14 protein-coding genes are annotated in these 14,412 nt (G+C 40.5%); 8 read left to right on the forward strand and 6 right to left on the reverse strand.

Translation table 11 applies throughout. The annotated features are described in order from the left end of the window. Positions 1-2 precede the first annotated feature (2 nt). Positions 3-875, forward strand: coding sequence for a UTP--glucose-1-phosphate uridylyltransferase GalU (galU, locus tag QA539_RS03560; RefSeq protein ID WP_419895450.1), 873 nt, complete (start codon positions 3-5; stop codon positions 873-875). Between the two features lie 65 nt (positions 876-940). Here galU and ltaA read toward each other — a convergent pair whose 3' ends face one another. Further along, a complete protein-coding gene (ltaA, locus tag QA539_RS03565) occupies positions 941-2,125 on the reverse strand; it encodes a lipoteichoic acid biosynthesis MFS flippase LtaA (RefSeq protein WP_419895451.1) in 1,185 nt (394 codons plus the stop codon). Further along, the gene (locus tag QA539_RS03570; RefSeq protein ID WP_419895452.1) at positions 2,103-3,272 is read right to left on the reverse strand and encodes a diglucosyl diacylglycerol synthase; all 1,170 of its coding nucleotides are present in this window, start codon (positions 3,270-3,272) and stop codon (positions 2,103-2,105) included. Before QA539_RS03570 ends, ltaA begins: the two co-directional genes overlap by 23 nt. A gap of 348 nt (positions 3,273-3,620) precedes the next feature. On the opposite strand from QA539_RS03570, the gene QA539_RS03575 reads away from it, so the two are divergent. The 6 genes from QA539_RS03575 to QA539_RS03600 all read left to right on the forward strand — a co-directional run bounded on the left by QA539_RS03575 (position 3,621) and on the right by QA539_RS03600 (position 10,521). Beyond that, complete coding sequence (locus QA539_RS03575) at positions 3,621-5,090, forward strand: UDP-N-acetylmuramoyl-L-alanyl-D-glutamate--L-lysine ligase (RefSeq protein ID WP_419895453.1); 1,470 nt, start codon at positions 3,621-3,623, stop codon at positions 5,088-5,090. Positions 5,091-5,092: 2 nt separating this feature from the next. Further along, positions 5,093-5,332 (forward strand): YueH family protein, encoded by a 240-nt coding sequence (locus QA539_RS03580; protein WP_101039518.1) that lies wholly within the window; start codon positions 5,093-5,095, stop codon positions 5,330-5,332. Positions 5,333-5,343: 11 nt separating this feature from the next. Continuing rightward, entirely contained in the window at positions 5,344-6,906 is a 1,563-nt protein-coding gene (locus tag QA539_RS03585; RefSeq protein WP_219494311.1) for a peptide chain release factor 3, read from the forward strand. 15 nt (positions 6,907-6,921) lie between these two features. Beyond that, positions 6,922-7,692, forward strand: a complete 771-nt coding sequence (locus tag QA539_RS03590; RefSeq protein WP_219494313.1) for a TerC family protein — start codon at positions 6,922-6,924, stop codon at positions 7,690-7,692. Positions 7,693-7,758: 66 nt separating this feature from the next. Beyond that, a complete protein-coding gene (locus QA539_RS03595; RefSeq protein ID WP_419895454.1) occupies positions 7,759-9,165 on the forward strand; it encodes a S1C family serine protease in 1,407 nt (468 codons plus the stop codon). Between the two features lie 6 nt (positions 9,166-9,171). Beyond that, on the forward strand, positions 9,172-10,521 hold the full coding sequence (locus QA539_RS03600; protein ID WP_419895455.1) for a TrkH family potassium uptake protein: 1,350 nt from the start codon (positions 9,172-9,174) through the stop codon (positions 10,519-10,521). Between the two features lie 81 nt (positions 10,522-10,602). On the opposite strand, the gene QA539_RS03605 is transcribed toward QA539_RS03600, so the two are convergent. Beyond that, positions 10,603-12,066, reverse strand: a complete 1,464-nt coding sequence (locus QA539_RS03605; protein ID WP_419895456.1) for an ATP-binding protein — start codon at positions 12,064-12,066, stop codon at positions 10,603-10,605. Between the two features lie 41 nt (positions 12,067-12,107). On the opposite strand from QA539_RS03605, the gene QA539_RS03610 reads away from it, so the two are divergent. Next, positions 12,108-12,968, forward strand: coding sequence for a hypothetical protein (locus QA539_RS03610; protein WP_219494320.1), 861 nt, complete (start codon positions 12,108-12,110; stop codon positions 12,966-12,968). 56 nt (positions 12,969-13,024) lie between these two features. Here QA539_RS03610 and QA539_RS03615 read toward each other — a convergent pair whose 3' ends face one another. From QA539_RS03615 to QA539_RS03625, 3 genes are all read right to left on the reverse strand, one after another. After that, the gene (locus QA539_RS03615) at positions 13,025-13,624 is read right to left on the reverse strand and encodes a type II CAAX prenyl endopeptidase Rce1 family protein (protein WP_219494321.1); all 600 of its coding nucleotides are present in this window, start codon (positions 13,622-13,624) and stop codon (positions 13,025-13,027) included. Positions 13,625-13,626: 2 nt separating this feature from the next. Beyond that, a complete protein-coding gene (locus QA539_RS03620) occupies positions 13,627-13,809 on the reverse strand; it encodes a YkvS family protein (protein WP_041635862.1) in 183 nt (60 codons plus the stop codon). A gap of 65 nt (positions 13,810-13,874) precedes the next feature. Then, complete coding sequence (locus QA539_RS03625) at positions 13,875-14,330, reverse strand: sigma-70 family RNA polymerase sigma factor (RefSeq protein ID WP_219494323.1); 456 nt, start codon at positions 14,328-14,330, stop codon at positions 13,875-13,877. Positions 14,331-14,412: the final 82 nt, after the last annotated feature.

Below are 14,412 nucleotides of genomic sequence, written 5' to 3' on the forward strand. Positions count from 1 at the left end.
ACATGAAAAAGGTTAGAAAAGCGGTGATTCCTGCAGCGGGGATTGGTTCTAGATTTCTTCCGGCGACAAAGGCGATGCCTAAGGAAATGTTACCGATATTAGACAAGCCGACGATTCAGTATATCGTTGAGGAAGCGGTAGCAGCGGGAATCGAAGATATTATTATCGTAACTGGAAAACATAAACGTGCGATTGAAGATCACTTTGATGCACAGATGGAGCTGGAACATCATCTTGCTGCTCAAGAAAAATTTGAACTGCTTGAAAAAGTTCAGCATTCAACGCAGCTTGCGAATATCTTCTATGTGAGACAGAAGGCACCACAGGGATTAGGTCATGCGATATGGACTGCAAAGCAGTTTATTGGGGATGAACCATTTGCTGTACTGCTTGGAGATGATATCGTTGACTCACCTACGCCTGCCATCAAACAGTTGATAGAGCAGTACGAGAAGAAAGGGAAGTCGGTGATTGGTGCTAAGACTGTTCCTTATGAAGATACACAGCGTTACGGCATTATCGAAAGTAAAGCACAGCATGATCGTCTCTATGAGATCAGTAATCTCATAGAAAAACCGAAGCTCGGAACAACGGATTCACGTTTAGCCATTATGGGTCGTTATATTTTGACGCCTGATATCTTCAAGTACCTTGAAGAGCAAAATATCGGTGCAGGGGGCGAAATCCAGCTGACGGATGCGATTGCGCGTGTCAATGAGACGGATGAAGTGTACGCATATGACTTTGTCGGCAACCGCTATGACGTAGGCGATAAGATTGGCTTTGTGATGACAACGATGGAGTATGCAATACGTTCAGAAATGAAAGAAGCGCTGATTCCATTTCTAGAAGCATTAATAGAAGAACATAAATGAAAATAAAGAATGACCGCTACAGCTGTAGCGGTCATTCTTCTGATGTATACTATAAAAGCATGTGCTTATCTTTGGATGCGCTTTGTTCTATAGAAATAGAACAGATAGAAGAATGCGAGACCGATAAATACGGTTGCTGAGGTGAACAATGTGTAATTTGTATTATGAAACAGCTCCGTAATCAGACCACCAATAATTGGACCGAGCATGGTGCCGATGCCTTGCAGACTATTAAATACACCCCATGATTCTTCCTTTAATGCAACATCGACCTGGCTTGCCATAAATGCATTCCATCCTGGCAGAAGCAATCCATAGAATAAACCAATGACAAGTGCGGCACCGAGAACAATCATATAGTTGGTTACCTGTGTCATAAGAAGAATGCTGATTCCAAAGATAAAGAATCCGGCAAGAATGACGATATGAGCATAAATATTTGAAACATCATCCATAAATTTAGAAATAAAGAGCATCGATACAGTACATCCGGCACCTCCAGCAATGAGCAGATACGTATACTCAAGCGTAGAGACGTTCAGGCTATGTACAGCGTAAGATGGCAGTATAGGAACAAGCATCCCGATGGCAATCCCTTGGAAGAGGATGCCAGGAAACAGCACGAGATGTCGTGACATTACATGCTTAATATGTTTGTACTGAGTCTTCAGTGATTTCTTTTCGATAAATGAAACCTCGACATGCACGAATAAATACAGCACCCATGCACAGAGTACAAATAATGGCATCAGGAATATATACTGAACAGGATGAACTTTAATGATCAGGTTCATGATGATCATCCCGCTCATCATCCCGACAAGCCATGCAAAATAAACATATCCCATATGTTTGGAACGCTTATTATCTTCAACAGATGACAGCATAATCACCCAGATTGGACTGACCGCAATACCGAGCAGTATTGCTGCTGCCACAAGCGTCACTGGGTGACGGTCAAATATAATGAGTGCAAGACCGGCGACTGCGATAAAGAAACCGGCATTCAGCACTTTCTTCGTCCCGTAGCGTTTAAGCAGAAAACCGATTCCGAAATTTGTCAGTGCATCACTGACAAAATGCAATGTAATACATGCAGAGATAATACCGACGGTTACATTTGACAGGGTAGGTAATACCGGCAGAAAGCTGAGTATATACATCCCGCGTGCAAATTCCATCAGAAACAATATGACAATCATTAACCAGAAGTTCTTACCTTTAAACTTACCTTGCGAAGAGGCGGGCATAGAGTCCTGCTTTAGAAGTCATCATTGCATCTGATGAGGTGTGATCTAACATCTGGAGCAATGTGCGTGAAATATTAAGTGAGGCATCTGGTATATAATGTTGCTGCATATTGTATTTATATTGATTAAGTAAGACTTCGTCTGAGAGTAACTCAAGCACAGTTGACGTTGTTTCTTCATACGTCTGTGTGATACGCGAGAACCCTTGTTTCGTGAAATAGATTGCATTCTCACCTTCCTGCCCGGGTGCCGGGTTAAAGAATACGAGTGGAATACCTTTGCATAAGCTTTCTGAAATTGTGATACCACCAGGCTTTGTTAGCATTAAGTCACAGCAAGACATCCACTGCGCCATCTCTTGTGTATAGCCGATGATGATCACGTTACGATTGTCTTTATACTCAGACTGCAGCTGCTGCAATAGCTGCGTATTATTGCCGCAAACAACGACAAATTGATGCGTGCTCGCTGCAGTTAAGTCTTTAAGCATTTCGTTGAAGCCGCTGACCACACCGAATGCACCTGCAACCATCAGCAATGTCTTCTTGTCAGGAGACAGACCATGCGATAATAACCAGGCGTCTCGGTCGACGGGGTCATTAAAGCATTCATGAATCGGTATCCCTGTAATATCGATGATCGCTTCATCTACACCGAGCGCTATCAGTTCAGACTTCAGCGCTTCTGTAGCAACAAAGTAACGGTTGCTGTTTGGCGTCAGCCAGTTTTTATGCATTGTGTAATCGGTAATTACAGTCGCTACCGGTGTATGGATGTTGAGCTCTTTTTTGATGATTGACATCACCGGTGTCGGGAAGGTCAGAAGAATTAAATCTGGCTTCTCCTTCAAAATGAGATTAATGAGACGATTTAATCCGTAATAACGATAGAAGCAGCTTTCCGGCTTATCTTGATTTGCATAGTAAAAATAGCGATAAGAATTTCTAAAGTACTTATAGCTGTTAATATAGTATTTCTTGGCAATGCTATTGATGATAGGATGTGCCTCCTGAAATAAATCATGTTCAATCACTGTTAACTGAGGTAACTGCATACGATTCAACTGATTAACAATTGCATTTGTCACTGAGATATGACCATTACCATAGGAACCTGTGATGATCAGAATCTTCTTATTGTTTGACATAGTGCACACTCCGATTCTAAAGGTTAAACGTTCTATTATCATTATTAATGAAATTATACAACTTGTCATCTTAAATACAAAAAAATTACAATATTTATAATAAGTTAAATATCCATTGATGCTATCTCTATTCTTTATCAATGATAGAGATGATTGTGGTGTTTCTTTAATAATATGATATTCAGTATGGTAAATACTACTGAAAACATAGACAACATAAAATTATTTATTAATTATACGCTAATATCCTTCTATTTTATACAAATTATTTATTTAAACCTATCTTCAACAATTCATAATCCTATAAAAAAGGTGTATAATTAAGAATTGACTAAAGGAGGCTTATCAGTGAAAACGTCTGAATTACTTTCTAAAATAAAAGCCAAGAAGCTTTACGGAACATTTCCTGAACATATCAATAAAGTGGTTGTAGATTCAAGGGCAGCAGACAGCGAGAGTGTATTTGTAGCTAGTCATGGGTATACAGTAGACAGCCATAAATTTATACCGAATGTAGTTAGGCAGGGCTGTCGTATGATTATCGTCGATCACTATATCGAAGGACTGGATATCGGGCAGGTTGTTGTGCGTGATACTTTGCAGGCAGCACGTATATTCACGCAGCATGTAATGGATTTCCCGTCACATCAGCTTACGACTTATGGTGTGACAGGTACGAACGGTAAGACGAGTGTGGCAACAATGATTCATCATCTGCACCGCGCACTGAACATAAATAGTGCATATCTCGGTACGAATGGCTTTCAATATAATGAAGAAGTTGCTAAAGGCGCGAATTCAACCCCTGAAACGATTACCTTAAATCAGCATATTGCACATGCAGTAGAACAAGGCGCACAGGCGATGGCGATGGAAATGTCGAGCCATGGATTAGCGCTTGGTCGTACGGATGGTGTTGACATCGATGTTGCAATCTTCACGAATTTAACACAAGATCATCTGGATTTTCATGGAACGATGGAACGTTATGGTTTTCATAAGGCGCTGCTCTTTGCACAGCTTGGGAATGACTTTAAGCAGCAGAAGTATGCAGTGGTAAATGGAGATGATGATTATTCGAAAGAACTGATTATTGCTTCACCAAGAGAAGTGATTACATATGGCATTGAACAGGATACAGATATTAAAGCAACAAATATTAAAGAATCTATCGATGGCATTGCTTTTACACTTGAAACACCAGATGGCAATGTTGAGATTACATGTCCTTATATTGGTCGATTCAACATCTATAATATGCTTGCAGCCCTCACCGCACTGTGGACGCAAGGTCATGCACTGAGTGCACTTGCTGAAGCAGCGCAAAGTTTACCGCCAGTAGAGGGCCGTCTAGAAGTGCTGGACCGCAACTTACCGATAGACTTAGTGATTGATTATGCACATACGCCAGACGGCATGAACAAACTTATCGATGCACTTGAACCTTTTAAACGTGGTAAGATGATTTTCTTAATCGGTATGGCAGGAGAACGAGATTTAACGAAGACACCTGAAATGGGCGCAATTGCTTGTCGCGCAGATTATGTGATATTTACACCGGATAATCCTGCGAATGATAACCCGCGTAAATTAACCGATGCACTGGAAAGTGGTGCAACACATTCAAATTATGTGTCTTTCTTAGACCGTGCACAAGGGATTCGTCACGCGATTGAAGTAAGTGCACCTGGAGATATGGTCGTCCTCGCTTCAAAAGGACGTGAGCCTTATCAGATTATGGAAAATTACATTAAAGTACCGCATCGTGATGATTTGATTGGTCTGGAAGCGGCATATGATAAATATGGGAGAGAGTAACGATGAAAATTAGAAACAGCATAGGAGAAAACCTGCAATGTAAAGTATACATTCATGAAAACAAAAAGGAAGAAACGTTTTTAGTAAGTATTCCGGATATCTTCTTCTCTATTCAGTTCGATTATGATCTATACGGAGAGGCTTTAGAAGAACATTTATATTTACATCTATTTAATTTATTAGACGAAAAAGATGCATCTGAACTTGCACGCCGCATAGTGCAATGGACGAGCGAAACTTAAGGAGCGAATTTATGACATTAAGAGAAGAAGTAGAAATAAGAAAGACATTTGCCATCATCTCTCACCCGGATGCCGGTAAGACCACATTAACGGAGAAATTATTATTATTCGGTGGTGCCATTCGTGAAGCAGGTACCGTCAAGGGTAAGAAGACGGGTAAGTTTGCGACAAGTGACTGGATGGAAGTAGAGAAACAGCGTGGGATTTCTGTAACGAGTTCTGTGATGCAGTTTGATTATGATAACTTTAAAATTAATATTTTGGACACACCTGGACACGAAGATTTCTCAGAAGATACGTATCGTACGTTAATGGCGGTAGATAGTGCTGTCATGGTGATCGACTGCGCAAAAGGGATAGAACCACAGACGTTAAAGTTATTTAAGGTCTGTAAGATGCGTGGGATTCCGATTTTCACATTCATCAACAAACTTGACCGTGTCGGTAAAGAACCGTTTGAGTTGCTGGAGGAAATCGAGAAGACGCTTGAAATTGAGACATATCCGATGAACTGGCCAATCGGTATGGGGCAATCATTCTTCGGTATTATTGACCGCAAGACGAAAACGATAGAGCCGTTTAGAGATGAAGAGAACGTGCTGCATTTAAATGAAGATTATGAACTTCAGGAAAGTCATGCGATCACTTCAGACAGCGCATATGAACAGGCGATAGAGGAGTTGATGCTTGTCGATGAAGCAGGAGAGACGTTTGATAAAGAGAAACTGATGACAGGCGATCTAACACCCGTATTCTTCGGCTCAGCACTTGCGAACTTCGGTGTACAGAACTTCCTGAATGCATATGTAGATCATGCGCCGATGCCATCTGGGCGTAAAACGGAGTCAGGGGAAGAAGTATCACCATTTGATGAAAGTTTCAGTGGATTTATCTTCAAGATTCAGGCGAATATGAATCCGCAGCATCGAGATAGAATCGCCTTCATGCGTATCGTCAGTGGTGCATTTGAACGTGGCATGGACATTAAGATGACGCGTACAGATAAGAAGATGAAGATTTCACGTTCAACATCATTTATGGCAGATGATACACAAACGGTAAACCATGCTGTAAGTGGTGATATTATCGGACTATATGACTCTGGGAACTTCCAGATCGGTGATACGCTTGTCGGTGGAAATCAGAAATTCGAGTTCGAGAAATTACCGCAGTTCACACCAGAAATCTTTATGAAAGTGTCACCGAAGAACGTAATGAAGCAGAAACATTTCCATAAAGGAATCGAACAGCTTGTCCAGGAAGGTGCAATTCAGCTTTATCGTACACTGCATACCAATCAGATTATTTTAGGGGCTGTCGGGCAGCTTCAGTTTGAAGTATTTGAACATCGTATGAATAACGAATACAATGTAGACGTCATTATGGAACCTGTAGGGAGAAAGATTGCCCGCTGGATTGAGAACGAAGCGGATATTCGAGATGTTATGAACTCAAGCCGTTCGATTCTTGTGGAAGATAGATTTGAAAACAAAGTATTCTTGTTCGAGAATGAATTTGCGACGCGCTGGTTCCTGGATAAGTTCCCAGAAATTAAGCTCTACAGTTTACTGTAAGAAGGAGGAGTTATAGTGGATCCGTCAATTATCATTACCTATCTGTGGGTTATACTCGTACTCGTTGTATTAGAAGGCCTGCTTGCTGCAGATAACGCTATCGTTATGGCAGTAATGGTCAAGCATTTACCGGAAGAACGTCGTAAGAAAGCTTTATTCTATGGATTAGTCGGTGCATTTATCTTTAGATTTGGGGCACTCTTTGCCATCAGTTACCTTGCCAACTACTGGCAGATTCAAGCAGCGGGTGCTGCATACTTGTTATATATGTCCACTAAAAACCTCATAGATTACTTTAGAACAGACGATGCAACAAGTGCGTCAGAAGAAGCTGAGCTTGAGAAATATGGTAGTAGCAAAGGAAGCGGCTTCTGGATGACTGTTGCTAAAGTTGAATTCGCAGATATCGCATTTGCCATTGATTCAATGCTTGCAGCAATCGCCATCGCACTGACATTACCGGAAGTAGGACCACAGTTCGGTGGTATGAATCTCGGTCAGTTCCTTGTAATGTTTACGGGAGGAATGCTTGGTGTGATCATCATGCGATTTGCGGCAACATGGTTTGTTAAACTGCTGCATGACAATCCTTCACTTGAAGCAGCAGCATTTGCGGTTGTCGGATGGGTCGGTGTCAAGCTTGTTGTGATGGTGCTTGCACACGAAAAGGTAGGCATATTACCACACGAATTCCCACATAGTACATTATGGCAAGTAATATTCTGGACAGTCCTGCTTGGCATTCTTGTAATCGGATGGTTCAGCGGCAACAAGAAAAAAGCATAATACAATACTCAACTTAATGTATCTATATTATAATAGAAACATTAAGTTTTTTTAGTGGAGGCAGCGATGAAGAAGATTACGATAAAAAGAAGAGATTATAGAAGACCGAAACGCCTATTTTATGAGGGGCAGGGTAAACGCCATATATTTCCGTATCTGCATAAGAGAGATGAAGAAAAATTAATCATTGAACCTGATACTAAGGATACAGTGGATGAAGGTGTGGCTATTCCACCGGTCACGGAAACCCTCTCACAACAACCACAGGATGAAACCAAAGAGACGCCTGCTGAGGAAACAGTTGAAACGGAAATGCCTGTAATGCCTGAAAAAGCATCTGAACAAGAAGTGAAAGCACACGAAGTGTCTACCGAACCATTGGCAGAAGAAGTCTCTGGAAGCAGCTTTAGATGGTTATTACCATTACTTATGGGTATTCTTGTAGGAATAATGCTAGCTGCACTGTTATTACCAAAGATGTTCCAGCAAAAAGATAAGCCACAGGAAGAAGCGGCGCTTACTCAGACGGAATGGATTGCAAAGCATAAGGATACGGTCGTAACGGTTACAAATCTGCAAAAGGCATCAGCAGATGAACCTATCGATGCACAGGCTTCTGAAAAGGCACCTGAGGAAACAGGCATCGGCAGTGGCGTTATCTATAAGCTCGATGAAAAATATGCATATATCGTAACGAACCATCATGTTGTGGCAAAAGCACCCACAATTGAAGTGACACAAGGAAAACTAAAGGAAAAGGCGACGCTTGTCGGCAAGGACATATGGACCGATATCGCAGTGATCAGAATACCTAAAGGAAATCTGAAATCTACCGTTACTTTTGGTGATAGCAGTAAACTTGAAGCAGGAGAGCATGTGCTGGCGCTAGGTAGTCCCCTTGGCAAAATATTTGCAGGAAGTGTAACAAGCGGAATCATCTCTGGGCTCGATAGAACGGTACCTGTGGATATTGATGGCGATAACGAGTATGACTGGTCAATGGATGTCCTTCAGACTGACGCTGCGATTAATCCGGGTAATTCAGGAGGTGCCTTGTTTAATGATAAGGGTGAGATGGTTGGACTGAATTCACTTAAGATTACGATGAACGGTGTCGAAGGGATTGCCTTTTCTATACCTGCAAATGATGTCAAGAAACATATTAAAGCCCTAGAAAAGAGCGGTTCAATCAAGCGTCCGAAACTGGGGATCAGTGTAGAAGATTTAGCGGCAGCTGAATATACCGGAAACTTGAAACAAGGTGTGCAGATCATGCAAGTAGAAGCAGCATCTGTCGCACAGCAGGCAGGTCTTATGCAGGGTGACGTTATAACACATCTTGATCAGACGAAGATTGAAGATAAGATCCACTTCAGAAAAGTATTGTTCAACGATAAGAAGATAGGCGAAACGTTAACGGTTAAGCTTGAAAGACAAGGTATCAAAAAGACGATTAAACTTAAATTAAAGTAAGGAAGAATGATGATGACGAAGCTATTGATGCGGCTTACACCACAGCAAGGTATTGTACTCTATTATCTTGTTGCAATATTTATTTCATTCTTATTGTTGCGTATTCCGTACGTACATAAAGAAGGGATTACAATTTCATATATTGATTCGCTGTTTGTCGCAGTTTCAGGTATTAGTGTGACAGGGTTGTCCCCTGTATCCATCGTGGATACATATTCGACATTCGGACAGATGATAATTATTTTCATACTGAATCTCGGGGGTATCGGGGTTATGGCGATGGGAACGCTTCTTTGGGTTATCCTTGGTAAGAAGATTGGGATGCGCGAACGTCAGCTCATTATGGTCGATCATAATCAGTATAAGATGAGTGGCGTCGTAACATTAATTCTTGAGATTGTGAAGACGATGCTTGTAATTGAGCTGTGCGGTGCATTAATGCTAGCTTTTTATTTCTATAAGGATATGGATAGCATTACAAAGGCGCTGTTCCACGGGATGTTTGCAGCAGTATCTGCTACGACCAATGGCGGACTGGACATTACTGGAGACAGTTTAAACTCTTATGCAAATGATTACTTCGTACAGACGATAACGATGTTCCTCATTGTACTAGGAGCCATCGGATTTCCTGTACTCATCGAAGTTAAGAGTTATTTGACGAACAAGATACCGAACTTTCGCCTCAGTCTCTTTGCTAAGCTGACGATCGTCACATATATGCTGTTATTTATCCTTGGGACACTGACCATCTATGTGTTTGAATACCATCATGCCTTTAAGTCCATTTCGTGGCATAAAGCTTTATTTTATGCGATGTTCCAGTCAGCAACGACACGTAGCGCAGGACTTACGACCATCGACTTGACACAGCTGACAGATGCCACACAGTTCTTTATGTCTGGTCTGATGTTCATCGGTTCGAGTCCTAGTTCGGTAGGTGGTGGAATCAGAACGACGACATTTGCGATTCTGATACTATTTCTTATCAACTATAGCAATGGAAGAAACTCTATTAAAGTCTTCAACAAAGAGATTGACCCGATCGATATTAACCGTGCATTTGCCGTTATGGTGCTTGCGACGTTAATTTGTTTCAACGGACTGCTGCTTATATTATCATTTGAAAATGGTAAATATGGACTGCTTGAAATCTTCTTCGAGGTGATGAGTGCATTTGGTACGTGTGGGCTTTCTCTTGGCATTACTGCGGATCTGTCTAACTTGAGTAAGGTGGTCATCATGGTCTTGATGTTTATCGGACGTGTCGGATTGATTTCGTTCATTATTATGCTCGGTGGCAAGGCTGAACCAGAGAAGTTCAGATATCCGAAAGAACGTATCATGATTGGATGATCAATCGTTAAGTTAAGCAGCACATAATAATAAAAACCCGAATGATAAGAAGAAATGTCTTTCTTCATATCATTCGGGTTTTTATTGTACTGTCGGGAAAGAAATAATGAATGTCGTACCTTTTTGTTTCCTTGATACCACTTCAATGAAACCGTGATGGGCATCAACGATACTTTTAGTTATCGGTAGACCGAGCCCCGTGCCGTGCAGTTTTGTCGTAAAGAAGGGGTTGAAGAGTTCTTGCTGCACGTCTTTATCCATGCCTTCACCATTATCGATAAAGCGGATGACAGTAAATCCATTGGCATTCTCAACCGTAATCTTAAGTATTGCGGGGTCTGCATGTACCATTGCATCTTTGGCATTCTGGATCAAGTTGATGAGCGCTTGTTTGAACTGATCTTTAGAAACACTGATGAATGTCGGTTCATCTGTAAACTGTTTGACGACCATAATATTATGAATAGCCAGGTCGTAATCCAGAAAGTTTAAGATATCACGTATTATTTCTCGGACATCCACACGTTCTGTATCGACTGTTGTCGGTTTACCAAGTAACAGGAACTGGCTGACGATTAGATTGATACGTTCGAGCTCGCTTTTAACGATATGGAACTTCTGGTTATTATGTTTAGGATCGTACTCTAGTTCAAGTAACTCAACGAAGCCCTTTATTGAGGTCAGCGGGTTCTTGATTTCATGTGCAGTATTGGCAGCCAGCAACCCGATAATTTCTTTACGCTGCGTGTTGATATCTTTAAGTACCTTTTCGTTAGCACGTTTATTTCTGTAGCTGATATATAGTAGGTGTAATGTTAAGAAGATCAAAGATGCGATAAGCGTATAGATAAGCGCAGTGCTATAGACATCATAATAAATATTCCTATTTGTCGTCAGTGTGATTTCCCATGGTACTTTAAAGAACTTTTCGCTTGCAGAAATAGAATTTCTGTGTGGATTGATGGACTGGAAGATGATCTGATCATCAAAATCTTTGATAGTGACGGTCGTATCCTTCTGTAGGGAATCGATAACCGCGCCAATCGTATTCACATCGATTTCCATCGTGATGATATACTGCTGATTTAATTTGTTCACGCTTCTTGAAATGTAGAAGACCTTCTTATTAAATTCATTTTTTGTGACATTGCTAATTGAAGCGTGGTTCGAATTCGGCTGAACATTTCCCATAAAGAATGCGCGCGATTTCAATTTACTCCCGACTCTCATCTTTGAAGTTGCATGAAGAATCGTGCTCTTATCATCTAGTATATAGATGTTGATGATGCGAGGATCATTATGCTTAATCTCGTCCATCCTTTTTGTGACAGCGCTTGTATACTGAAATGACGTCGTAAGATTATCGTTGATAGATAGGGACTCATTGATGAATGAATCAACTTGATTACTATAAATATTGATTGAGCGTCTTAGTTCATCGTTAAGCTTTTCTTTTTCTAATTCTGCAAGCGAATAAGTTATGAGTATATTCATCAGGATAAATAGTATAAAATGATAAAGTACGTACTTTTTTATATTTTTCATAGGCACTCCACAGTAATTATTTAATAAGGGCAGGGGATTTCATGAAGAAAGGAATCATTAATATACATATTATCATAACAAGCGATATATGCGGGAGAATGTTCAGTGAAAGCAATCATCCTGGATTGATAAAAGCAGCGACGTTTGTAAGAATGCGTCGTACAGGCGATGATCTGTTACTGTTGAATAATGGACAGACATTAACGGGTTCTTATGCTGCGGAATACTTTGCAGCGCATCGATCATTTAGAAGAAATCCGCAGATTACGATAATGAATGCGATGCACTATGATGCCAGCAATATCAGTATCCATGACTTTAAGCTCGGCAGAATGTACTTCAACCGCTCACAGAGTCTAAGCGATTTTCCTTTTATTTCGGTGAATATCATCAATTCACGAACGAAGGAACCTTACTATAACAAACCCTATATTATCAAGACGATTAAAGGCATTAAGATTGCAGTCATTGCGATAAGCGAGATAGGAGATGTTACAGATATCATTGAAGATATTGAAGTGGAGCATCCAGTCAATGCTATACGCACATGGATACGTTATCTGTATGATGAGGAGAATCCGGATTTCGTCATTGGCTTGCATAATGGAGATATTCAGACGATTGAAAGAGATGGCCATCTGCGTACAGAAGGACTGGATTTAATTATTACCAACAGTAATGAAAGACTACAGGACACAGAGAGAGAGATCATCTATACTTCAGGTCAAGAACACTTAACGCAAGTGGATCTGGAATTTAAGGAACGCACGAATTCCTTTGAATATATTAAAAAGGATGTCGCTCCTGTAAGTATCGATCTATACCCAAATGATCCGAATCTGATGGAGAAAGTCTATTATGACGAGAAAGAATATAGACAATATAGTGAACAAATACAATAAAAAGTCTGACCTTAAGAAATCGTATAATTTCTTAAGGTCAGACTTTTTCATTGCGATTATTGCCCATAGATGATGAGCGTAATAATTGCTGTTACTGCACCGAGAACAGGCGTTATCAGTCGTTTCGTATAAAGATAGCTGAATGATAATATGAGCTGGATGATAAATAGTATAACGACAACTTCTAGGTCGACGGCATAGCTAAACAGCAAGGCGGATAATAGACTACTGATGACACCGGCAAGTATAGGGTGCATGTAACGTGTCATATTATCCTGCAGGAGTGCACGCATGAATAGTTCATGTAATGGAACGGCAACAATCAATGTGATGATGAGCTGCCATTTATAGTACACACCCATTGCTACAAGCTCACGCAGTAGTGCAGTAAATGATAATGCGAAATTCAGCTGTAGCAGGATACGATATATCAAGACGATAATAACGCTCGTTATCAGTCCCGCACCGATTGACGTCATCAGTCGTTTCGATGTGATATTACGCTCATAGAAGATATAGCCAAGCGATGAAAAGAGCAAAAGGCCGGTATAGACATGCCAGAAGACCTGTGCTTCATCACGTAACAAAAAGAGTACCACATGCATGAAAGCATAAATAGCAAATAGTACAACAAGCGCGTGGTCAATTTTTTTCACGGCTATGCCTCGTGAATAATCTTATAGCGTTTATGGTTGATTACAGTTCTTTCTGGTATTTCAAGCTTTTCAAAGTTTTCCATGTACGTACAGTCAACGATCACAGAATTTTCATTGATTTTTTCGACCACACCTTGCAGTCCGTCATGAAATTCAATGATATCTCCAATTTTAGCAACAGTCATAGTCATCCTCCTCAAAAAAGTACTAATGAACATTATACTAGAAAAGCATGCTGATGAGTATCTTTTTATATCAATTTCTGAAGTTTCTTCTGACAGGATTTGCGATATGCTTTCAGTGAAGAGGTGCTCAAGTTCATCAGCTGTGCAATTTCTTTTTGTTTATAGCCTTCTAGTGTCAGCATGAGCCAAGTATATTCATTAGGTTTAAGTTGCTCTAAAAAGGCCTGGTATTCTACTAGAGATTCATCCATATAGGTGAAGGATTCTATTGCTTCCATCGGTGCATAACGATCCAGTTCTCGTTTCAATTTGCGAATTTCATCGATAAAGCAGAAGTTCAGCTTCGTAAAGATATATTGCTGCATATCAGGCGTTTTCGTAGGATCGTACGTATGATAAATATTCCATAATCGGATTGTGGCGAGCTGATACATATCGTCATACATATATTGCAGGCGATACTTGTGGATCAAATAATGGATGATGCGTTCGTTATCTTGTAGCAGCTGTTCAAATGACATTGAAGATTCCTATTCTCAACATCTAGATATTGTTGTGATTTCCGGATAGCTTTATGTTAAAAAAAGAAATGATAAATAGGTA

Source organism: Macrococcus psychrotolerans (genome assembly GCF_038095555.1).
Lineage (GTDB): Bacteria > Bacillota > Bacilli > Staphylococcales > Staphylococcaceae > Macrococcoides > Macrococcoides psychrotolerans.

What these genes read in the sequence shown, in the direction of transcription:
- galU (WP_419895450.1), top strand. Translation starts at nt 3, where the DNA reads ATGAAAAAGGTTAGAAAAGCGGTGATTCCTGCAGCGGGGATTGGTTCT.
- ltaA (WP_419895451.1), bottom strand. Translation starts at nt 2,125, where the DNA reads ATGCCCGCCTCTTCGCAAGGTAAGTTTAAAGGTAAGAACTTCTGGTTA.
- QA539_RS03570 (WP_419895452.1), bottom strand. Translation starts at nt 3,272, where the DNA reads ATGTCAAACAATAAGAAGATTCTGATCATCACAGGTTCCTATGGTAAT.
- QA539_RS03580 (WP_101039518.1), top strand. Translation starts at nt 5,093, where the DNA reads ATGAAAATTAGAAACAGCATAGGAGAAAACCTGCAATGTAAAGTATAC.
- QA539_RS03585 (WP_219494311.1), top strand. Translation starts at nt 5,344, where the DNA reads ATGACATTAAGAGAAGAAGTAGAAATAAGAAAGACATTTGCCATCATC.
- QA539_RS03595 (WP_419895454.1), top strand. Translation starts at nt 7,759, where the DNA reads ATGAAGAAGATTACGATAAAAAGAAGAGATTATAGAAGACCGAAACGC.
- QA539_RS03600 (WP_419895455.1), top strand. Translation starts at nt 9,172, where the DNA reads ATGATGATGACGAAGCTATTGATGCGGCTTACACCACAGCAAGGTATT.
- QA539_RS03605 (WP_419895456.1), bottom strand. Translation starts at nt 12,066, where the DNA reads ATGAAAAATATAAAAAAGTACGTACTTTATCATTTTATACTATTTATC.
- QA539_RS03610 (WP_219494320.1), top strand. Translation starts at nt 12,108, where the DNA reads ATGAAGAAAGGAATCATTAATATACATATTATCATAACAAGCGATATA.
- QA539_RS03620 (WP_041635862.1), bottom strand. Translation starts at nt 13,809, where the DNA reads ATGACTGTTGCTAAAATTGGAGATATCATTGAATTTCATGACGGACTG.
- QA539_RS03625 (WP_219494323.1), bottom strand. Translation starts at nt 14,330, where the DNA reads ATGTCATTTGAACAGCTGCTACAAGATAACGAACGCATCATCCATTAT.